Origin of the sequence: Nitrosospira sp. Nl5 (genome assembly GCF_900102495.1) — a bacterium.
GTDB lineage: Bacteria > Pseudomonadota > Gammaproteobacteria > Burkholderiales > Nitrosomonadaceae > Nitrosospira.
Genome location: NZ_FMVQ01000001.1, coordinates 124,523 through 144,384, shown reverse-complemented (window position 1 = coordinate 144,384; position 19,862 = coordinate 124,523). Strand labels below are relative to the sequence as shown.

21 protein-coding genes are annotated in these 19,862 nt (G+C 54.6%); 3 read left to right on the top strand and 18 right to left on the bottom strand.

The annotated features are described in order from the left end of the window. The first annotated feature begins 53 nt into the window (after positions 1–53). Positions 54–563 (top strand): peptidoglycan-associated lipoprotein Pal, encoded by a 510-nt coding sequence (gene pal, locus BLP45_RS00710; RefSeq protein ID WP_090368815.1) that lies wholly within the window; start codon positions 54–56, stop codon positions 561–563. Positions 564–796: 233 nt separating this feature from the next. Here the strand turns inward: pal and BLP45_RS00705 are convergent, their stop codons facing one another. The 18 genes from BLP45_RS00705 to BLP45_RS00620 form a co-directional block, all read right to left on the bottom strand. Then, positions 797–1,648, bottom strand: a complete 852-nt coding sequence (locus BLP45_RS00705; protein WP_090368813.1) for a TrmH family RNA methyltransferase — start codon at positions 1,646–1,648, stop codon at positions 797–799. 71 nt (positions 1,649–1,719) lie between these two features. Next, complete coding sequence (gene greB, locus BLP45_RS00700; protein WP_090368811.1) at positions 1,720–2,304, bottom strand: transcription elongation factor GreB; 585 nt, start codon at positions 2,302–2,304, stop codon at positions 1,720–1,722. A 134-nt stretch (positions 2,305–2,438) separates the two neighbouring features. Beyond that, positions 2,439–3,467 carry a glucokinase gene (locus BLP45_RS00695; RefSeq protein WP_090368809.1) on the bottom strand — a complete coding sequence of 343 codons (1,029 nt, stop codon included), beginning with the start codon at positions 3,465–3,467 and terminating at the stop codon, positions 2,439–2,441. Then, a complete protein-coding gene (locus BLP45_RS00690; RefSeq protein WP_090368807.1) occupies positions 3,464–4,237 on the bottom strand; it encodes a M90 family metallopeptidase in 774 nt (257 codons plus the stop codon). Before BLP45_RS00690 ends, BLP45_RS00695 begins: the two co-directional genes overlap by 4 nt. Before the next feature lie 18 nt (positions 4,238–4,255). Then, positions 4,256–5,386 carry a DNA recombination protein RmuC gene (locus tag BLP45_RS00685; RefSeq protein ID WP_090368806.1) on the bottom strand — a complete coding sequence of 377 codons (1,131 nt, stop codon included), beginning with the start codon at positions 5,384–5,386 and terminating at the stop codon, positions 4,256–4,258. 176 nt (positions 5,387–5,562) lie between these two features. Beyond that, positions 5,563–5,928: a hypothetical protein gene (locus BLP45_RS00680; RefSeq protein WP_090368804.1), complete on the bottom strand. Its 366-nt coding sequence runs from the start codon at positions 5,926–5,928 to the stop codon at positions 5,563–5,565. Positions 5,929–6,027: 99 nt separating this feature from the next. Then, a complete protein-coding gene (locus BLP45_RS00675; RefSeq protein WP_090368802.1) occupies positions 6,028–6,585 on the bottom strand; it encodes a DUF488 domain-containing protein in 558 nt (185 codons plus the stop codon). Between the two features lie 34 nt (positions 6,586–6,619). Further along, positions 6,620–8,374: a tetratricopeptide repeat protein gene (locus BLP45_RS00670; protein WP_090368800.1), complete on the bottom strand. Its 1,755-nt coding sequence runs from the start codon at positions 8,372–8,374 to the stop codon at positions 6,620–6,622. A 193-nt stretch (positions 8,375–8,567) separates the two neighbouring features. Next, positions 8,568–9,284 carry an EI24 domain-containing protein gene (locus BLP45_RS00665; RefSeq protein WP_090368798.1) on the bottom strand — a complete coding sequence of 239 codons (717 nt, stop codon included), beginning with the start codon at positions 9,282–9,284 and terminating at the stop codon, positions 8,568–8,570. Between the two features lie 30 nt (positions 9,285–9,314). Beyond that, positions 9,315–9,878 (bottom strand): hypothetical protein, encoded by a 564-nt coding sequence (locus tag BLP45_RS00660; RefSeq protein ID WP_090368796.1) that lies wholly within the window; start codon positions 9,876–9,878, stop codon positions 9,315–9,317. A gap of 12 nt (positions 9,879–9,890) precedes the next feature. Next, positions 9,891–10,283, bottom strand: a complete 393-nt coding sequence (locus BLP45_RS00655; RefSeq protein ID WP_090368794.1) for a DUF5675 family protein — start codon at positions 10,281–10,283, stop codon at positions 9,891–9,893. A 137-nt stretch (positions 10,284–10,420) separates the two neighbouring features. Next, entirely contained in the window at positions 10,421–11,743 is a 1,323-nt protein-coding gene (locus BLP45_RS00650; RefSeq protein ID WP_090368792.1) for a serine/threonine protein kinase, read from the bottom strand. 92 nt (positions 11,744–11,835) lie between these two features. After that, complete coding sequence (locus tag BLP45_RS00645; protein ID WP_090368790.1) at positions 11,836–13,002, bottom strand: S41 family peptidase; 1,167 nt, start codon at positions 13,000–13,002, stop codon at positions 11,836–11,838. Positions 13,003–13,014: 12 nt separating this feature from the next. Then, positions 13,015–13,461, bottom strand: coding sequence for a hypothetical protein (locus BLP45_RS00640; RefSeq protein ID WP_090368788.1), 447 nt, complete (start codon positions 13,459–13,461; stop codon positions 13,015–13,017). Positions 13,462–13,587: 126 nt separating this feature from the next. Continuing rightward, positions 13,588–14,160: a hypothetical protein gene (locus BLP45_RS00635; protein ID WP_090368786.1), complete on the bottom strand. Its 573-nt coding sequence runs from the start codon at positions 14,158–14,160 to the stop codon at positions 13,588–13,590. A 396-nt stretch (positions 14,161–14,556) separates the two neighbouring features. Beyond that, the gene (locus tag BLP45_RS00630) at positions 14,557–15,333 is read right to left on the bottom strand and encodes an FHA domain-containing protein (protein ID WP_176754612.1); all 777 of its coding nucleotides are present in this window, start codon (positions 15,331–15,333) and stop codon (positions 14,557–14,559) included. 17 nt (positions 15,334–15,350) lie between these two features. Further along, positions 15,351–16,316 (bottom strand): PP2C family protein-serine/threonine phosphatase, encoded by a 966-nt coding sequence (locus tag BLP45_RS00625; protein ID WP_090368782.1) that lies wholly within the window; start codon positions 16,314–16,316, stop codon positions 15,351–15,353. A gap of 57 nt (positions 16,317–16,373) precedes the next feature. After that, positions 16,374–17,951, bottom strand: a complete 1,578-nt coding sequence (locus tag BLP45_RS00620) for an FHA domain-containing protein (protein WP_176754611.1) — start codon at positions 17,949–17,951, stop codon at positions 16,374–16,376. An 804-nt stretch (positions 17,952–18,755) separates the two neighbouring features. Between BLP45_RS00620 and BLP45_RS00615 the strand changes: the two genes are divergently transcribed. After that, positions 18,756–19,355: a Pvc16 family protein gene (locus BLP45_RS00615; protein WP_090368778.1), complete on the top strand. Its 600-nt coding sequence runs from the start codon at positions 18,756–18,758 to the stop codon at positions 19,353–19,355. Next, positions 19,352–19,774 carry a hypothetical protein gene (locus BLP45_RS00610; RefSeq protein WP_090368776.1) on the top strand — a complete coding sequence of 141 codons (423 nt, stop codon included), beginning with the start codon at positions 19,352–19,354 and terminating at the stop codon, positions 19,772–19,774. The genes BLP45_RS00615 and BLP45_RS00610 overlap by 4 nt, the downstream gene beginning before the upstream one ends. Positions 19,775–19,862: the final 88 nt, after the last annotated feature.

The following is a 19,862-nucleotide window of genomic DNA, read 5'->3' as shown; positions in this document are numbered from 1 at the left end:
ACCAAGGTTGGAAATTCTGATTTACCTACTTAGTCAACTTGAAAGGAAAGAGAATGAAAACGATATCCGGGGTCTTATTGATCAGTTTATTATGGGGATGTTCCAGTCAGCCCACGCAACCTACGGCAGTAGAAGATCGGTCCGCGGGAGCAGGCACAACGAAGGACGGTTCAAAGACGGCGGAGGCTGCGCCAACCCTTAATCCCCTTACCGACCCCAACAATATTTTGTCCAAACGCAGCGTTTATTTCGATTACGACAGTCATGCAGTCAAGAATGAATATAGACCTTTAGTGCAATCTCATGCCCAGTATCTGCGCGACCATCCTGATGCCAAAGTGTTGCTGCAAGGAAATACCGATGACCGTGGCAGCCGTGAATACAACCTCGCATTGGGTCAACGCCGTGCCGATAGTGTGAAAAACGCCATGACCCTAACCGGCGCGAAGGAAGCGCAAATTGAATCCGTGAGCCTGGGGGAAGAAAAACCCCGCGCGACAGGACACGATGAGGCTTCCTGGGCCGAGAACCGGCGGGTGGACATTCGCTATCGAGGTGAATAAACTACAAGGCAGACGGCGGATTTGAGCTCAGTCGGCGAGGCCAAGGAATGCCGCTCTCGGTGGAGTGCGCAAGTTAACGCGATCTCCTACCGTTGAGCAGGCTTGCGTAAGATCTGTCTGCCGGATTACTGGTAAAGCAGACCATTAACGTCCGGCCGCCCGCGGCGTATTCCTCAATGCCGCATCGCACTCGCGTGAGACTTCATTGCGGTCTTTGGCAGCAGTAATCTTGCTTAATCCGGCATTGAATCAGCTCGAGTTTCCTCTGCCACACACCCAGCGCTCATTTTTACCTGCCTCACCCTCTCAAAAAAACATACCGCCGCCGCAGCCGCCGCATTCAGTGATTCCGTGCCACCTTGCATGGGAATGCTGACCTGTTCGCTGGTTGCTTGCAGCACCGCGTCCGACAACCCCACTCCTTCGTTACCGAACACGAACGCGATCGGGCCGGTTAACCAGGCCTGGTAAAGGCTCGTTTTCGCTTTCAGCGTGGTGGCGATGACCTTGCCGCTAAATGTTCGCGCCACCTCTGCCAGGTTGGACTGCTCGTGGATACGCAATAGAAAATGTGCCCCCATGGCGGAACGCAACGTCTTTGGCGACCACGCATCGGCGCAGCCACCGGATAAATAGATGTCCGTCGCACCTGCGGCGGCGGCGGAACGCAGGATGGAACCAAGATTGCCGGGGTCTTGCATAGCCTCGAGCAAGACGCAAAAACTGTCATCCCTTTCATCCTTATGCACGGGAATGCTTGCGGCTGGAGGAACGGATATCAGTGCCATGATGCCCGTAGGTGTTTTTACCGGGGAAGCCTCTCGGAACAACGCATCGCTTAGAACAATTACATCCGCGTCTGCCCCGGCCCCCAATCCAGCCAGGAAGCGCTTTATCTCTAAGTCCTCGCAACCCGACTCGCTCATGATCAGGTTTCTCGGCGCTCCTAGCGCGAGTTGATAGGCGCTGACCAGGTGAATGCCGTCAAGAAGCGTCAAACCGGACGCTTTGCGTTGCCTGGCGGAATCTTCCAGCTTGATGAGTTGCCTGAAGAACGGATTATCGCGGGAAGTGATGAATTTCATCGTCAATCAAGTGCATCAGAGCAAATGCCGGCAAAACCTGAACGACCGCCATAAAATGCCCATTTTTCACGTCAGCCCTGGGCGAACGGCCCCATTGGAATCGTCCGGTATTTGACTTCCAGGATTTCCAGTTCTTCAATCCCGCCCGGTGCGTGAAGTGTTACCACATCGCCTTCCCGCGCTTTGATCAACGCCCGCGCCATCGGCGAAATCCAGCTGATGTAGCCCTTGGCGGTATCTATCTCATCAACCCCCACGATCGAAACCGTTTTTTCCTCGCCTTCCGGATTGGCGAACGTAACGGTTGCGCCAAAGAAAATCCGTGCTTCATCTTCCCTCGGCATCGCTGGATCCACGACCTCGGCCATATCCAGCCGCTTGGTAAGAAAACGAATGCGCCGGTCGATTTCACGCAGTCGTTTTTTGCCATAAATATAATCGCCATTCTCTGAACGGTCACCGTTCCCGGCAGCCCACGATACCGTAGCCGTTACCTGTGGCCGCTCCTTGTTCATCAACCAGAGAAATTCATCCATCAGCCGTGCATGGCCGCCGGGTGTGATGTAGTTTCTACTTCCGGCGGGGAGAAGACTGGCAACTTCTTCCTCCTCGATATCCTCGATCGGCTCGGTATCCTTGACAAACGCCTTATTCATATGCCAACAATTTTCTCTCAAGTAGAATGACAGACCTGATCTCACGCTTTTATTTTCGTTCAACTCGTCAGTCAATACGCAAGGAGGTGCCTACACATATACAGCGACAAGCGACACAGCAGGCGGCAATCCGGTCATTCTTCAAGCAACATCCGCCGCGCTTCCTCTGTCGCACCGACCAGGCCCACGTTTGGGTTCATGACAACGTGCACGGGAATCTCCTCCATCAGGGAGGAAAAACGGCCCTTATCGCAAAACGCTTTCATGAAACCGCCTTCCCGCAATTTGTCGATGATTTTAGGTGCAATGCCGCCAGCTACATACACCCCGTTACGGCTCAATCCGGCCAGCGCCAGGTTTCCGGCAAACGCGCCGTAAATCTCAACAAATAAGTCCATTGCTTTCATTGCAAGCGGATGCTTTTGTTGGAAAGCAAGGTCGGTCACTTGTGCCGCGCCGTCTTCCTCCAGCCGTATTCGCGCCAAGCTGGTATCGCCCGATTCGACCTCGGGAACCTCGGAGAAATGGGAATCAGAAAGAAAATTAAAAATATTCGTCAACCCCGGCCCGGACAGTATCCGCTCGACCGATACATGGCCAAATTTTTTTCTTAAATATTGGAGCAGCCGATCCTGCAACGCGTCTGCGGGAGCGAAATCCGTATGACCAGCCTCGGTGGATAACGGAATATAGCGTCCGCCCTGCCGTACTAGCCACGCCACGCCCATACCGGTGCCAGCGCCAAGCACAACGCGCATCTCCCCGGCGTAAGGTTTTCCCGTTTGCAACGCGACCAGATCGCTCGCAGGCAAGTTTTCGATACTTAATGCAACCGCTGCAAAATCATTGATGAGTTTAACCGCGGGGATGGAAAATTCCCTTGCGATAGCCGCACTATCCATCACCCATGGCAGATTGGTGAGGCTTGCCCTTTGCTGCGCAATCGGGCCCGCTACCGCGAAACACGCAGCCGCGGGGCTGCCGCGCATTCCGGACACACCTACGCCGGCGAGGAAATGCTTGAGTACTTCGGAAAAAGTTGGATAGTCCTGGCTGGAATAACGGAGTTCGTGGCACACCTGTACGCTGCCCTCTCTCAACTCCGCCGCCTGCAGCAAGGTCTTGGTACCGCCAATATCGCCGCTGATAAAATATCCGGTCATGGTTCGATCCATCGTTGTGCCGGGTCTTGCCGATAAAACAATGCCAGCTGTCCATACACCGCTGGAAAATCCAGTTTTACCACCAATGGCATCTCAAAAAAAGCCTCGCTCATGACAGCAAAGAACTCCGCGGGATTCTCGGCCGCATAAGGATCGATCGCCGTTGGGGCATCCGCATCCACATGCAAGCAGAAACCCGCGTAGGCTTTACTGAATGCCTCGCTCCATGCCTGCTGATTCATATTCGCGTGCAACGGTGGAAATCCGTTGGCGTCACCGTTGAGCATGTCGAGTTTGTGGGCGAATTCGTGAATGACGACGTTGTATCCCGCGCCCGCCTCCGCCGCGGCGGTATCTTCCCAGGAAAGAATCACGGGCCCGCCCAGCCAGGATTCACCCGATACCGGCTCGCGCGCGCGATGCACCACGCCATCCTCGTCGGCATATTCGTAGTCGCGAATGAATTCACCGGGGTAAACAATGATTTCCACCCACCCGTCGTAGTAATCGAGGTCGAGGTTCAGAATCAGAATACAAGCCTGTACCGCGATCATCACATGCATTTCGCTGGTGATAACCAGGCCATGCGCGCCGCTTATTTGCTTGGCATGAAGAAACAGGATGACGCATTCACGCAAGCGCTTCAGCTCAATCGGACTCAGGCCGTGCAGAAATCTCAGCCGCGCAACTGCTTTTTGCCAAAGATCGTCAGGAATGGATTCATTTTCAAGGATGCGCTGACGATACCAGTTTTTGAAGTTCCAGGACATGCCGCTTCAGAATCGGAATCAATCCTGGCCGGATTCCAGCGCATTGTCGCTTACCACTTGTGAAGCGTCGTCCAATTCCACTGCGTCAATCCGCGCAAAGCGTTGGCTGATCTTGCGGCTGGAAATATGCACGTCTTCTACATCCTGATTAGCCAGACGAATATGGTCGGCGAGCTTTTTCATGCGCTCGTCGAAGCGCGCAAAATCCTTTCCCAGCCTGGAAAGCTCGTGCTTGATGATGTGCACCTGCTCGCGGGTTTCCATATTCTTCAGTACCGCACGCGCGGTATTCAGCACTGCCATCAGGGTGGTGGGCGAGACTATCCACACCTGCTTCTGCATGGCGTAATCCACCACATCCGCATGATAAGCATGAATTTCGGCAAAAACCGCTTCAGCGGGGACGAACATTACCGCGCCGTCACAGGTTTCCGGCGGCAGGATATATTTGCCGGCGATATCATCCACGTGTTTTTTCACGTCCGCCTTGAATTGCTTTTGGGCCAACGCGCGGCTGGCGTCATCCGTATGGCGGTCGAACATGCGATGGAAATTTTCCAGCGGGAATTTTGAATCGACCGCCACCATGCCTGTCGGCGGCGGCAGCCGCAACACGCAATCAACGCGGCTGCCGCTGGAAAGCGTGTGCTGCATGGTGTAGGCAGCCGCGGGTAAAATATTGCGCACCAATGCTTCCAGTTGCACCTCGCCGAATGCGCCGCGCGAACGTTTGTCGCCGAGAAGTTCCTGCAGGCTCACCATGTTGGTGGTAAGACTATCTATTTTTTTCTGTGCCTCGTCGATGGTCGCGAGCCGCGTCATCACGCTGGTAAACGTCTCGTTGGTTTTCTTGAACCCTTCGTCAAGACGTTCGGTGACCTGACCGCTGATCTGGTCCAACCGCGCTTCCACCGTTCCGCGCAACTGTTCGGAAGTTTTACCGAGCGCCTCGGATAAGCGGTCACCCTGCCTTGCCAGCCCCTCATGCAAATCCTTGAGCATGTCGCGGTGCTTATCTTCCATTACCCTCGCTTGCTGCGCCGACAACTCGCGCACCAACGTCGAAAGCATGCCAAGCCTGATCACAAGAAAAGCCATGGTCACAAGCAGAATGGCGGCAGCGGTAATAATCAGCAGGGTATCGGGCATCGTGCTGTAAAGTATACCGGAGAATGCAACGACCTGGAAAACCGGGATAGGCTTCCGGAAAGTCCTTTAGACAGTCCTTTGCGTAATTTTTTGATATGAGAGAAGGCCAGAGGGGCCGAGTATGAATACATCTGGCAGCCGGCCGTCTGCCGGATTACTCATCGGCAGGTGCTGCATTACCTCGGCGGCAATCCTGAGCGGTTGAACCGCTCGCCTTCCGTCCGGTGCTTCTCCCATTTGTTCTCCCATTTGCCCTGAGGCTGCTTCACGTCATTCTGGTTGCGAAGCCCACGTTTTTCCATTTGTTGCTCAAACCGCTCCTTTTGTGTTTTTTTCCCTGCCGGGCCCTCGTCCGTGGCTTTCTGCTGCTCCCACGGCCTCGTTTCCCATGGCTTCGGCTGGCTATTTTCCTTTCCTCGTTGCCGGGGCTGAACATGTTCATGCCCATACGGTCTCAGTAACGTTTCGTCATATGCCATGAGCGGCTGTGAACCCACTGCGGCAAGGGCGAACGATGCTATCCAGAAGATTTTCATAATCATTGCGCTCCTTCTATTGCTATTTAAGATGCCCATCTATAAGGTGCCTAGTGGTGCTAGCTTGCGCTTAAATCCATCAGGATGGAACCGGCAATCTCCCGTTTATTGAATTTGCTTGCCAGCAACGGCGTCCATCGCTTCCGGCGGATAGCTGATCTTCAACCCATCCGTTCGTGCCCACGGCGTCATCAAATGCAGCCTGCGCCCCCGCGTATTGATAATATCTTCCACCCGCGCCCCGCGCGCGGTAAGCGCATCGGCGATCAGCGAGCGATGACAGCGCCACGGGACCGCTTCGGCGCACATCAGCGCACAGCGTTCGTGCGCCGCAAGCTCCATGACGTCCCGCACGTTAACGGCAAATTCCGGTGTCTGCATATAATCCGCATATCCGCGAAAAGACGCGTTGCGCCAGCCGCCGTTGATCGAATCCTTGTGGGCATGCCGCAGCCCGCCTAGCCCAGGCAGGTGGGTGTATTTGATGCCCTCGGTTCGGAGGGCATCTGGCAATGTTTCCTTGTTGAACTGAGGATTTTGCCGGGAACGCGGCACGGTTCGCACGTCGAGGACGTGCGTGACTTCGTTCGTTTTCAACAGGCTGACAAATTCGTCCAATGGATGGGTTGAATGTCCGATCGTGCAAATCAGGGGTTCGTCCATTGCAAAAAGGCTCCGCCGTTGGCGATGGGGGGAACTATTCCTGCCGGGGTGCCGCAATACATCCGAAGCGCGAAGCATTGAGGGCCACATCGGCGCGCTCCCATGCCTTCTTAAAACGCGCCTCGATCAGCGGGGCCCGGTCATCCTTCTTCTGCGCACGTAACGCCTGCAATAGGCCGTAAAGCGCCCAGCCGTTGTTGCGGTTCCTCCGCAGATCTTCCCAATACACGGTCTCCGCTTCGGCGGGGCGTCCGGACTCCATCAGGATCGCGCCCAGTGCCAGTCTTGGGGGAGACTGCCATTCCGCCGGCTCCGTGTAAATCAGGCCATCCTCAAGGCGGACTGCCCGTTCAAGGTGCGCGATGGCGGAATCGAACTGTCCACGAGCGGCCGCGATCTCGCCGGCAAGCACTTCGGGACCAATACTCAGCACACCGCGCGCAGTATTTGGCGACATAAGCTGCCAATCCAGCGACCCATTCTTCATGATCTCGCGCAGTGCCGCCAGCTCCTGCTCGGCTTGCTGCAATTGCCCCGTGGCAACAAACGCCAGGCCGCGTGCATAATGCCAGCCTCCTTTCAAGAAGGCGTTCGTGGACGGCGGCGCTGGTTCCTGGAGGAGCTCGTTCCACTTTCCGAACCGCGCAAGCGCCCAATACGGCACGGCACGGAACGCCGCCGCCGCCGGCACTTCCCGCAGAAGCGCGTCGTTTACTTGGCTGGCCACGCTTCGCGCCGATTCGATCGCAAGCTTGCTTTGGCCGTCCGAAGTGGCCGCGAACCAGAGGAAATGAATGTTGTGGGGGTAGTACATAATCGGGTACATACCCTGCGCGTGGCGGTGTGCGAGGTATTCCTCGTCAGCCGCGATGGCGAGCTGGTTACTCTTTATCGAATCGGCATAGCGGCCCACGCGCTGATAAATGTGGGACGGCATATGCACCGCATGCCCTGCCGCGGGCATCAGCGTAAGCAGGGTATCAGCCGCCTTTTCCGCCCGCTCGGGAGTATTCGTCGGCTCGATGAGGTGAATATACATATGCACCGCGCCAGGATGTTTCGGATTGCGCCGCATTACCTCTTCGGTAAGCGCGACGATTTGCTCGGTTCCTTCCAGCGGATAACCATCCCGCATCCAATAGCCCCAGGCGTTAAGGTCCATTACCGATTCGACATAGAGCATCGCGATGTCGAGATCGTCCGGAAAGCGCGCGTGCGCTTCCCGCATTGCATCCGCATAAGCCTTGTCGTTCGCCTTACGCTGCTCGGCATTCCCCGTGTAGCGCTTTTCAAGCGCGCCGATCATCGCACGCTCGCGCGGTGATGCCTTCGCCGCGAGCGAGGCGGCTTTTTGCACCAACTCCAGAGCCGGCGCCTCGTCTTCCGGATCCATTGGCGCGTTGATGTTGGGACCGAGCACAAGCGCCTGGCCCCAATACGCCATGGCAAGAGACGGGTCGAGCCGTGCCGCTTCGCGGAATGCGCGGCCTGCCTCGGCATGATTAAACGCGTATGAGAGGTTCAGGCCCTGATTGATGTATTGCTGTGCTAATTTGTTCTGCGTGCTGACCGGAAATGTATGTGGACCCAGGTTCAGCAGTCTGGGTGACGCTTGCTTATCCTGATTTGCCTGATGCGGCCCGACTGAATGCTTATGCGCAGCTCCGGATACCGTGGAAGAACCGCCGTTGCCGGTCTCGGCCGCCTGGGCAAATGCAGCCGTCGCGATAATGCCGCCGACCATTGCCGCCAATCCCAACGTCATAAAACGAAGCGTGCGGAATCGCATGGACATTTCCTCCCCCGGTTTAGCGCTTCAGTGTAGCGCTCAATGTAGCGCCAGTATAACGCCTCACAAGTATTGTTACATAACAGGCTGAAATTTATAAGCCAGGGGACATAAAGATGCCGCATTGGCGACAACGACATCAAAAGCGGCGAAATGCGAATCGGCTAAGTCCGGGGTCCTGCCATTTTTCCATTTACGGCGCGTGACGCAATTCAGTCAGGCGCGCCAGGCCGAAATGAATGAAAGCCAGCGCCGCCAGCACCGGCGCGAACAAATTCAAAAGCGGTATAAATTGTATCAGGCCGGTCAGCAGCCCAAGGCCCCACAGCGATGACCGCCAGGCCGAAAATAACACCTGCATTTCTTCACGGCTGGCATGCTCCGCCAGCGCATCATAACGAAACAGCCGCTGATTCAGATACGCCACGGCAACAAACGGAATGACCACACCCGCGCCGATTAACCACAAGGGAAGCGTAACCAGCCATATAGCGATAAAAATTCCGATGGCAAGCAATGCATTGAGTAGACTACCGGCAACGCCACCGCCGTTTTCACGTTTAAGTTGCGGATAATCACGGTTGGCCACCAGATGAACCAGGGCAGGCATAGCGAACAGCGCGGTAATCACCAGCGCGGTAACAAAAACCAGCGGCACAAAAAGAATGAGATGCGCCACGCCCTGAATACCGTATGCAATCCATCTTGGTTCCACGCCTTCGAGCCACTCCTGGATGCCAATGGCCGTCAGACCGCTTGCGATCCACCCTGAAAAACTGCTCCAGAAAGCCACACCTAAAATCACCCACAGCAGCGTTGCCGCCAGGATTGGCCAGACGACGATCCACAATACCTGAAAACGGAATAAATCGCGAAAGGCGCGCGAAATCGCGTCGAGTATGGAAGTCATCTATTCTCCTTCGCGGGGTTTCGCCGGAACTCATTGAATTCCACTCTCGCATCCCGCTTCTGCTTCATAGGCGAATGCGTTGTACCAGGTGGTCCGCTCCCAGATTTCCCCGCAAACCTCCCCACAGACCTTTCGCTCGAATCCGCATGTCCCGCCAAGCGTAAAACGTGCGGTGTAAGCGCCCGCGGCTTCCCCACCCTTGAGTTCGATAATAACGCGCGTCTTTTGTTCAAAGGCATTCAAGTGATAAGTGTTGGTCAAATCCTTGTAGAATTTCTCGGGAATGACGAATTCCCTGCCGTCGATGGAAACCAGGAATACTTCGGTAAGGAACCGTGGAACGCCTCCGTCCGTGCCCCACGTCCCCGCGTCGGCTTCGCTGCACCCCCTGCTCCCGGCACTCTCGCATGGGCGCTCCCGAAACTTGATGGCGACGCTCTTGCCGGACGGCAAGAGATATGTTTTCTCATGCATGAACGGAATCGCTTCCGCTTTCGTTTGCGCAAACGCATCCAGGTGCATGAACAGCACAAGGGGCACGAAGATCAATATAACGGCGAAACCGGAGCGCAGTATTTTCAGGAGGCTCAACATTACCAGATGCCGCTATCCTATCTCTATGAATATCTTCTCGGTCTCGGAAGCGGCCTTCAATTTATCGAAAAGCCGTTCAAAAGCCGGTTTACTTTGACCTATGAATCCTTCTTCTTTCGTCTCGCCTACCAGGATACATCCCTCTGTATCCGCTGCTGTATTGCCGGGATGTATTCGAACTCCCACGAAGTCGGGTACATCCAGAAAAAGCGGAAGCGGGCGATTAAATCGCTGCGAGTGGTTAATAATGACCTCATAGCGCCCCGTGGGAATAGCTGTCTTCCCCTTGATCTTGACCGGCCTGACCTTGTCTTCCAAAGTGTAGCATTCAAACTGATCATCCACGTATAGCTTGCCAATCGTACTATTTTCAGAAAAATCTGTCCTTTCCACCCGTAGTTCCATTTTCGGATCTCCTTTTTAGAACAGCAACCCTCGTCAAGGCGGGTATTTCGCCAGATTGCGAGGGATAAACCAGTTTTACCGCTCTCTCTTTCTCCAATCGCCAAAAAAAATGCATGGATTGCGCCGAGAATACCAGGCTAAGGCGGACACTTTTCCAGCATCCTTCCCCTGTCGGGGCTTTGTCCGGTAGTCGTGAATTGTTCGTAATCGTCGCCGGTTAATTGCCAGAATTTTGCCCGTTCCGATTCATCGGCCTGCTCGTATCTCGTCCGCACGTCGATTTGCTCCCGCTCGCTAAATACCTTATGCGCGGTGCTACCTCTGAATGTCGATAATTCACGGAAGGCGCTGGCATAATCCCCTAGAAATTTCTCGATATTCGCATTGTGGTCCGACACGTGTTTCGAAAACGCTTCCACCATTTCCGCATCGCCCGATTCCGCCGCAATGCGCAAACCTGTTTCCTTTCGTTTCAATGTTTCGGCCTCTCGACATAACAACGCATAATTATCGGTTGCCAAGCTTGCCAAGCTGCGCACCGCTTTCAAGTTCTGTACAAAATACCAAATCCCCGCTGCCAGGATGATGGATAGGCTCAGTCCCCAGATTTTCCAGTTCCTGCCGCGCTCGTAGTACTCAATCGCCTTGAGAAAGGCGAGGCAGCCTTGAAACCGGTCACCCGGATCCTTCTGTGTTGCCTTCAATACGATGTTGGCGAGAGGTTTTTTGATCTTCGAATTGATGATGCGGGGATTGGGGGTGGGAGTGGCTATATGCTGTTGTTTAAGTGTTTCCCGGGAGGTATCCTTAAATGGCAAACGGCCGGTCAGCATCTCGAATAAAAGAATTCCGGCCGAATAGACGTCCGACCTATGATCGATTTTGTCCGAATTCTCGAATTGTTCGGGACTCATGTACTCGGGTGTGCCAATCACACGCCCAATATTCGCGGCGCTTTCACCGCCGGACTGCCGTGCGATGCCGAAGTCTGTCAACAGCGCCCTGTTGCTATTGTCGACCATCACGTTGGGGGCCTTGATATCCCGATGCAGGATTGCTTTCTCATGCGCACAGTTGAGTCCCGCCAGGACGCCCTTGAAGATGTGCAAGGCCTCCTTCTCGGCCATTGGTCCGCCCAGGGCATCAATCCTGTCGGCCAGCGAACGTCCATCGACATACTCGAGAACAAGAAAATAGTCTTCGCCTTCCTGAAAATAGTCATACATCTGAACGATATTGGGATGGGAGAGTTGCGCCTGGTGCGCTGCCTCTTCGTAAAATTGCTGCTTGAAGTTCGGGCTACGGGTCAGCTCCCTCCTAAGAACTTTTATCGCATATTTCTTGTCCTGAACCAGGGAATTCTCGGCGAGATAAACCTGACCCATTGCGCCCTCGCCGAGTTTGGACGTAATTAAATAGCTGCCATGTATTGTCTTGCCGATCAGATCATCGTTTTCCACAGTCGACTCCAAATTGGCATTTCACCTGCCAGGCCCGCCCTGAGTAATAAAGCACGGACCAGCGGTCCATCGGTCCATCCTGCCCTAACGGCCTAATGGATGGAGGCGGCGGTTTTGTGAAGGAATGCCTCCGTATCATCGGTACTCTCCGCAACCGGGCGCATCGGTGCCAGCCCCGTGCCTTCAAATCGTACGCCATCGGGAGTTATCAGGTATCCCGTCGTCAAAATCAGGACGCCGCCGCCATCCGTCAGCTCAATAATGTCCTGCCGGGTTCCCTTTCCGGCGGTTGTTCTTCCGATCGACGTGCCACGCGCATTGTCTGTTAAAGCGGCGATAAATATCTCCGCAGCGCTGGCGGTAAATTCGTCTTGCCACAAAAACACGCGTTGTGCGGGCGGCTGCCGTGCAACCGTAGCCGAATACGACCGCGTGCCGGAGCGTCCGCTTACCGAGACGATTGGCTCCCCTTTCTTGAGGAAGAGCATTGCGGAATTCACCGCCGCGTAAAAATCCCCACCGCCGCAACCCCGCAAATCAATGACAATGGGATCACGCTTGTGCCAGTTGGAAACCAGATAATCGAGCTCCTGCCTGGTGCTGGGCGTAAAGTTCGCCAATTTGATAATACGCGCGGAGCGAAACGTATACTCGGATACTGCGGGACCGGCTATTGTCGACCGGGTAACGGTTACTTGCCTGCGATTCCCGGAAGAGTCCGCAAGCTCCACCACAACGGTAGTCCCCGCTTTGCCGATTGCCAGGGCGACGACGGCGGGAAGCGATTTTCCCTGGGTGGAAACGCCGTCGACCGCCAGCAGACGCTCGCCTGGCTTGATTCCCGCCGTTGCGGCGGATCCGTTCGGAAGCGGGTAGCAGATAATATCGCCATTGCGGCGCTTCTCAATATCAAGACCTATGCCAACGTAATACTCGCTGCCCGCCGCCTTGAATTTCGCATATTCTTGCCGGGTCAGAAAATCCGAATAGGGATCTTTTTTCGCAAGATACGTTTTTAAAGAGGCGGCCACCATGTCTTGAAGGTCTCCTACGGGAGTTGAAAACACCGCGCGCTGCTCAATATGTGCAAGCGCTTCGGCATAGCGGCTTATTGCGGGCTCCTTCACTTGCGACCGCTGCGCGCCTGCCGGCATATCTTCGTCAAACCAGGGCAGGATGGCTTTGAACAGGTAGCCGCCGAGAAAGGCGACTGTCACTACCAGTAAGGCGGTTCCTGACCCGACGTTAATGTGCGCCATGCCGGCACGTTATCAGGAGTGCATCAGAAGATTCAGGGATTTCCTGATTTCTTCCTTGAGGTGCTCCAGCTTTTTTTTCTTTTCCGTGATGGTCTCGTCGCTCTGCTGGATCTTGACCAGTTCCTTCTGATGCGCCTTCAATTTCACTTCTCGCCGCTGCTTGAGCGCTCGCTGTTCCTGGGTGACATCCGGCGTATTCGCATTTGCCCGCAGCAGTTGTGCCAGTCGCGACTGCAGATCGTCCAGCGATACTTGCCGGTTCGACAAATCCTCCTGTAACCGGGCGATTTCCCCGCGTAGCTGAGCCTGCCGCGCTTCTTCGGTTTTGAGTTCGCCTTCCTTGCCCACTACGCGTGCTTCATCTTGCTCCACATCTTTTTTGAGCTGCATAACAGTGCATGCGCACAGCGCGGACGTTAAAACCGCCAGCATTGCCATTGATCTGATGTCTGCCACCATCCTGTTCCTTATATTCCTTATATTCCTTATATTCCTTATATTCCTTATATTCCTTATATTCCTTATATTCCTTATATTCCTTATGTTCCCTATGTTGCTTGTATTCCTTATTCCGGCTTGGTTGGTCTATATTCTCTGGCGCTGGGAAGCAAGCGCGCTGGTGGCCCTTCGTGTCTCGGCGAGCAGATGTTCCTGTTTCCTGATTTCGGCATCCAGTTCGGCATGCGCCGCGCTATCCGCACTGGTCTTGCGCGCTTGCTCGGCCTGAAAACGCTTCATGTCCTCCAATGCGGCTTTTTCAAGCGCAACCTGGTCTTTCGCCGCATTCTCCGCCTTGAGCAATGCCTCCCTTTCTTTTACCAGCTCCTGCTGGGAAATGGTGCCTTGATTAATCTGCGCGACAATCGTATCCGTGCGCTTGGAGATCTGGGCAACGCGGGTGTTCAGTTCCTGATTCAATTTTTCTGAATCTTCATTGAGTCCGCGTACATACTTCAGTCGCGCATCCACATCATTCTCTTTACCGGCGAGTTCCTGGCGGCGTTTCTCATATTTTTCGGCGTAGGTATAGCAGACCCCTGCGCCAAGAAGGCCGCCACCCGCGGCGGAACCCGCGCATGCCGCGGCGCTACCGCCCGCTGCCAAACATATTGCGGTGGCAAGTCCCGCCCCGATAGCGCCGCATTCAAGCGCGGCCATTCCCGAACTCCCCCGGGTTCCGCCTACTGTGCTGCACCCTGTTATGAGGGTTAAAAGTAGCATTGCGGCGATTATCTTCATGATGCTTCTTCCATTAACCTAAATCCGGTAGTTGGGCGGGGTGAATTGTGCGGTTTTTGGGGTACAGGGCAAGGCGCAACGATGCGGGAATGATTATTCCAAGGAGTTGCAACGCTGCCATGTACCGCAAAAATTGTGCAATTCATCCCGTAGCGGCCTCACCCGCAAGATGAGAGTAAAATAATACGAAATATCGTTATAACCATAACGATGATTTATTAAATGAGCGGTCAACTACCGGATTTAGGTTAATAACCTTTCCGCAAGATCCGTGGAACAGGGAAGACAGTTCTCCCGCTGCGAATCGTACCCGCGTCAAATCTCGGTTTCTCCTGGAGAGCGAGTTCTCCGGATATCCCCTTCACTTTCGTAGTATCTGGCCTTGTCACTTTCAGGCGCCCGGTCGCCGCCACTGGTAAATTTCCTGAACTCAAACACGGTCGCTCCGGTTTTGATTAATGCGCCGTCAACCAGATCAGCGCCGTCTCTTTCAACATACTTCTCATTGAGAAAAGTCCCATTGGTGCTGAGCATGTCATGCAGTTCGTCTCTCCCGGCGCGGCAGAGGATGACGGCATGCTCCTTGGATATCATCTCGTCAGTTCTGTTGGAAATGTAAATGTCGCACGTCTCCTCGGAACCGGAACCGATAACATTGCGTCCTTCATAAAGGGGAAATAATTTACCCTGTGGCCTCCAGTTGAATGTAACCAGCACGCCGGTAAGTTTTCTCTGACTCGTATCTGATTTCCCGGTTTGGAGGCGCGTCTCGGGTTTTTCTCTCGGGGGGGACACGCCGGCTGATGTCTCAAACTTTGTCGCACCCCGTCCTTCGCCTGATTCTCCATTGTCTATCTGTGTAGTTCTCCTTTCCATGGTGATGCTCCTTTGCGTAGATTGGCTTGATTCGATCTCATCAGGTTCGTGAGCGGTTTTTTGATGGGCACGAGCCTCGGCATCGCAATAGGCACAGGTTTTCCAATTCGGGTCCATCGGATGCCCCTTTTCGCAAACACGGGTGTCCGAGGCACTGCTTCCGACAATCTGTTTCCACCATTTGGAAATGTCGCTCTGCTTCGATTTGTCGTTCATTAGCAATGACCTCTGGTTTATGCAGTGTTTACGGTATCTAATACGCATCGTGTTTCGCTATACCGGCGTGGGTGGCGCTCTCCGACTCGGTAGACAGGCAACTTGTCAACCCGGGCTATCTGTACCCCGGACTCCTCTCCAACCCTCCTGTATTCCCCCGCCGGAACACCCAGAGCGATCGGAAAAACGATGGCAAAACGGCTAATAACCTGCGGCCACCCGCGTTTGCGCCGACGCCCGTATTCGATCAACTGAACGGTTATGTTATCTTCCCCGCCTTTCTGCAAGGCGCGATTGACAAGCTGGTCCGTCAATTCCTGCACTGTCGCGTCCTGACCCAGGATGGTGCCGATCTCGCTATCGGCAACATAGCCATGAAGCCCATCCGAACACAGAAGAACCTGATCACCCGCATGCAGTGGTATCCATGGGGAAATATCCACCGTTACGTCCAGTGAAGTGCCCATTGCTCGTTCCAGTAGACTCGCATCAGGGTGCGACATGGCCTCGGCGGCTGTTAACATTCCCGCATCCACCAAGCGCTGAACGCGGCTATGATCTTTGGTCAACTGACGCAGTTCACGCCGAGCAAATAGATAGGCACGGCTATCCCCCACATGGGCGACTATGGCCCTCGACCCTGCCACCAGCAGTACGACGGCTGTGGCGCCCATGCCTCGAGTTTCCATTGCTCCCGAGTGCCCCTGCTCATAGACCGTCCTGTTCGCCTCTTCGAAGGCACGTTTTGTTTCTGCAGGTATTCCAGCAACCGAACGAATATGAGACAGGCCTTGCGTTAGTGCCTGGACTGTCAGTTCGGCTGCGAGCGCCCCGCCCCGATGACCTCCCATGCCGTCCGACACAATATACACGTCGCCGAAAGCGGCTCTCACGCAACCCATCCTGTCCTGGTTCTCGTTCCGGACGTACCCTGTTTCGGAACGGGCACCTACCGACAATTGGCTTGCAATTGGCTGTTTCACAATCTTGGTATCCCTCTTGGTATCCAGTACAGTCGTTTGATCCGCTGTATGCCAGAATTACGGAACCAGTTGCTCTCCCCCATCGGCGTCGTATTGCCTGGCTTGTCTGACTCCACGATCCTCATCCGTCGCAACTAGCTCGAGCATCGATTTTCCAACCCGAATACGGTCCCCCGGGGTAAGTGCCTTGGCTGTCTGGTCGAGCCGCATATCATTCAGAAAAGTTCCATTGCGCGATCCGCTGTCGCTCAGATAGAGGTTGCCGTCGTCATATCTTATGCTGGCGTGCTTGTGCGAAAGATAATCATCGCTCAATTGCAAATCATTTGACTCACCCGAGCCGATGCGATAGATCGTCTGCTCAATAGGATACTGTAGCCCTCTCGCGGGTCCACTAAGACAATGCAGAATCGCTGTGGGGCGCCCCTGGGCGGGTGCCGGGAACGCAAAACCTACGGAGGTGCGCGCACGTTTTGAAGGTCGGGGGGGAGGCGGCGGCGGCGGGGGAGGAGGTGGGGGTGACGGTGGCGGAGGACGCTTCATTGCCACGATGACAAGGAGTACAACGATGCCAATCAGAATTGCCGACAGGAGCCTGAGGTCGAAATCGATCGACAGCAGATTAACCGTCCACTTGTCCCCAGATCCATTCGGGGTTGGCGCTGTTCCTGGCGGACTGGCAACGCTGGGCGCTGAAAGCCCGTACACCATCGTTCGCAACACCGGCGCCTTCCCCTCGGGTGTAAACTCCAGTTGCGCGGAATCTACTTGGCGCCCGTCTCCCGATACATTGTAATGGAACGAGACGTTAAACACGCGGGGCGCAGGTAAATTGAGTAATTGATGGAGTGCGCGAGTCAGTTCCTGCGTGTTGCCGGCAGGAATAAAGTAGCCACCCGTGTTTTTCGTCAGGCGTGCAAGCAATTCCGAATCTTCGTCCGTAACATTGCCAAACCCGACCGCGTAGATGGTAATCCCCTTGGCGTTGGCCTTGCTTGCGATCACCTGGTCGGTGATGCTGCTGCCGTCATCCTTACCATCGGTAATGACGATCAGGCGCTTCAGATCGTTGTCATCATGGCTCCGCAACTCGGAAAGACCGAGTTCGATGGCTTCGTACAGCTTGGTTTTACTATCCCGTGCAGATTTAACACCGATCTCGCCAATGCCTTTTGCCATCTGTGCAGTATTTTTGGAAAAGCCGCGAAGCTTCCTGACTTCTGTGTCAAACGCCCATAAGGCGAGGTTCAATTGCAGTTCCGATTTGGCCAAAACGCTCCTAAGCGCCTCCTGAATTTGTTTGATGCCAGAGGGGCCCATGGAACCGCTTTGGTCGACGCAAAGAATCACCGATATCTCAGGTGCAAAGGATGGCGCGGATTTAACCTCGTTGGCCCGAATCGCGAGCTTGTCATCGAACCGGAGTTGAAACGCAGATGCGCTCGGAGTGGTTTCCGCAAAGACGCCGGTGGTCGCAACGACGGTACCAGCGGGATTCTCTTTGACCGAAAAAACCTGGATCTCGCTTGCATGGGCGACGCTCCACATGAGGACGGAAATGACCACCGCTGTGAGCCATGTCGCGACCGTTTTTGATGAATCCTGCGCGTAATCCGGACCCATCGCATCAGCCATCGGACCAGTAGTGGCCCCTGAACAGGATCTTAATTTTGATAGTGGACACATCTTTCCCCCTGCACACAGAGCTTTGATGCATGCCACGAATTGGTGTCATGCAGTGACTTCTCCAGCAAATTCCGTGCCGGTAATATCAAAAAAATAAAACATCGTTGAATCAGCCACTACTTACTTCTGCCTATCATGCGAGTGGTTGGGTCGCTCAGTCAAATAAGGCGCGGCCTCTATTAGGGCTTTCCATTTATCCGTTTTGTTTCATTAAGTTAAAGAAAGATCAGAAAATACCCCCACTGGGTCGAAGTCAACCCATTGTTCCAGTACCCTCCCGAATATATTTCCTGCTCGTAGTGTTCACAGCGAAACCGCAGGTTGAAAAAGTCCCGCCAATCTTTGGAATGAAAGTATTTTCCAGGAAACAGACTTTTCGTTCCGACCCACCCTGGGTTAGAAACAACCCAACAAAAATATAAGCTAATGATTCCAGGTACTTGAGCTTGCAATCAATCCCGGATTATCGCTTCGGACGATCGCAGTTCCGAAGAGAAAAGTGACCCATTGCCCTCAAACAGCTTTGATCAAGCCATTGATTCAACGCGATATCTTCTCCAAAAACACTGGCATGGAAGTTGCATGGCAGTAAATGCGGGTAAAGATGCCCAGCGCGGGAGTGTATGGGAGAAACCACGACGGCGTAAAGGTACCGGTGCGTTGTCTGCTCGGGAAATTTTTCGGGAGAACGAGTCATTGCGGGGGTATGGCATTATGCTTTTACGCCAGCCGATGCAGAAACGGTAAGCAATCATGATTAACGATCTGGACGAAACGCTGGCTGCTCTATTGAAACGCGAGCTCCCAAAGGGGCTGGCTGAGCAGGTGCAAGTCAGTTTCGGCGCACCAGACAATCAGTTTCCTCCGTCTTCCGTGACCCTGCCCGCCATCGATCTCTTTCTGTATGACATTCGGGAGAATATGGAGCTTCGAAGTAACGAGGTATATCTGGACCGGCGATCTGATGGAACCGCCACCCGTACCGCCGCCCCGGTGCGAATTGATATTTCGTACCTGATTACCGCATGGCCCAGCCAGAGCGTTACCAACCCTTCCGAAGATGAGCATCGTCTGCTGGGAAATGTCATTCAGGCACTGCTGCGCTACCGGACCATCCCGCAGGATGTACTGCAAGGCAGCCTCACGGATCAGGATTTACCCCTGCCCGTCAGCTCTCTCCAGCCGGGGCGCTTGCAAAGCCTCGGGGAATTCTGGCAGGCACTGGGCGGTAAGCCGAAGGCTGCGCTCAACTATACCGTCACACTGGCCGTGGATGTCGCGCGGCCAGAGACGGTAGATCTTGTCACCGAAAAAATACTCAAGTTTCGCATGCAGACAGGAGCGAACTCATGAGTGCATGGACAAGCTGGGAAATCGTGAGTCATCGCGTAAGTATTTGCGGCCGAACCGTCGATACCGAGGGCAAGCCAATGCCAGGTGTTCAGATCGGCATTTCGGCTGAATCGAAACAATCACAGAAACCGGGCATGCCGGCTGGCCGCGCGCAAGCGCGTCGAGGAGCAACAGATGCTCCGGATGCGCCTCACCCTTGCGGTGAACCGGGACAAATCGAGTCGCGCGCCGATGGCATATTTTTCTTCCTGGATTGTCCCGATGGGAAATATACCGTACGCGCTGTTGACGCATCCTCCGGGGGCAAGGCGGAAAAGTCGGCTACGCCTGCCACGGTTGCCGGGGGCGCACGGAAGAAACGTACGAAAGATCAGGCACCAATGGAAGGATACGGGATAGAGCTTGTTCTAAAGCAGTAAACGTAACACTCGCAAGTGTAACGCTGGCCATAGTTTAAGCGATGAGAGACGGTGTTTCCTGGAGCAAATGACGGCTTCGACGGAACAA

What these genes read in the sequence shown, in the direction of transcription:
- pal (WP_090368815.1), top strand. Translation starts at nt 54, where the DNA reads ATGAAAACGATATCCGGGGTCTTATTGATCAGTTTATTATGGGGATGT.
- BLP45_RS00705 (WP_090368813.1), bottom strand. Translation starts at nt 1,648, where the DNA reads ATGAAATTCATCACTTCCCGCGATAATCCGTTCTTCAGGCAACTCATC.
- greB (WP_090368811.1), bottom strand. Translation starts at nt 2,304, where the DNA reads ATGAATAAGGCGTTTGTCAAGGATACCGAGCCGATCGAGGATATCGAG.
- BLP45_RS00695 (WP_090368809.1), bottom strand. Translation starts at nt 3,467, where the DNA reads ATGACCGGATATTTTATCAGCGGCGATATTGGCGGTACCAAGACCTTG.
- BLP45_RS00690 (WP_090368807.1), bottom strand. Translation starts at nt 4,237, where the DNA reads ATGTCCTGGAACTTCAAAAACTGGTATCGTCAGCGCATCCTTGAAAAT.
- BLP45_RS00685 (WP_090368806.1), bottom strand. Translation starts at nt 5,386, where the DNA reads ATGCCCGATACCCTGCTGATTATTACCGCTGCCGCCATTCTGCTTGTG.
- BLP45_RS00680 (WP_090368804.1), bottom strand. Translation starts at nt 5,928, where the DNA reads ATGATTATGAAAATCTTCTGGATAGCATCGTTCGCCCTTGCCGCAGTG.
- BLP45_RS00675 (WP_090368802.1), bottom strand. Translation starts at nt 6,585, where the DNA reads ATGGACGAACCCCTGATTTGCACGATCGGACATTCAACCCATCCATTG.
- BLP45_RS00670 (WP_090368800.1), bottom strand. Translation starts at nt 8,374, where the DNA reads ATGCGATTCCGCACGCTTCGTTTTATGACGTTGGGATTGGCGGCAATG.
- BLP45_RS00665 (WP_090368798.1), bottom strand. Translation starts at nt 9,284, where the DNA reads ATGACTTCCATACTCGACGCGATTTCGCGCGCCTTTCGCGATTTATTC.
- BLP45_RS00660 (WP_090368796.1), bottom strand. Translation starts at nt 9,878, where the DNA reads ATGTTGAGCCTCCTGAAAATACTGCGCTCCGGTTTCGCCGTTATATTG.
- BLP45_RS00655 (WP_090368794.1), bottom strand. Translation starts at nt 10,283, where the DNA reads ATGGAACTACGGGTGGAAAGGACAGATTTTTCTGAAAATAGTACGATT.
- BLP45_RS00645 (WP_090368790.1), bottom strand. Translation starts at nt 13,002, where the DNA reads ATGGCGCACATTAACGTCGGGTCAGGAACCGCCTTACTGGTAGTGACA.
- BLP45_RS00640 (WP_090368788.1), bottom strand. Translation starts at nt 13,461, where the DNA reads ATGGTGGCAGACATCAGATCAATGGCAATGCTGGCGGTTTTAACGTCC.
- BLP45_RS00635 (WP_090368786.1), bottom strand. Translation starts at nt 14,160, where the DNA reads ATGGCCGCGCTTGAATGCGGCGCTATCGGGGCGGGACTTGCCACCGCA.
- BLP45_RS00630 (WP_176754612.1), bottom strand. Translation starts at nt 15,333, where the DNA reads ATGAACGACAAATCGAAGCAGAGCGACATTTCCAAATGGTGGAAACAG.
- BLP45_RS00620 (WP_176754611.1), bottom strand. Translation starts at nt 17,951, where the DNA reads ATGGCTGATGCGATGGGTCCGGATTACGCGCAGGATTCATCAAAAACG.
- BLP45_RS00615 (WP_090368778.1), top strand. Translation starts at nt 18,756, where the DNA reads ATGATTAACGATCTGGACGAAACGCTGGCTGCTCTATTGAAACGCGAG.
- BLP45_RS00610 (WP_090368776.1), top strand. Translation starts at nt 19,352, where the DNA reads ATGAGTGCATGGACAAGCTGGGAAATCGTGAGTCATCGCGTAAGTATT.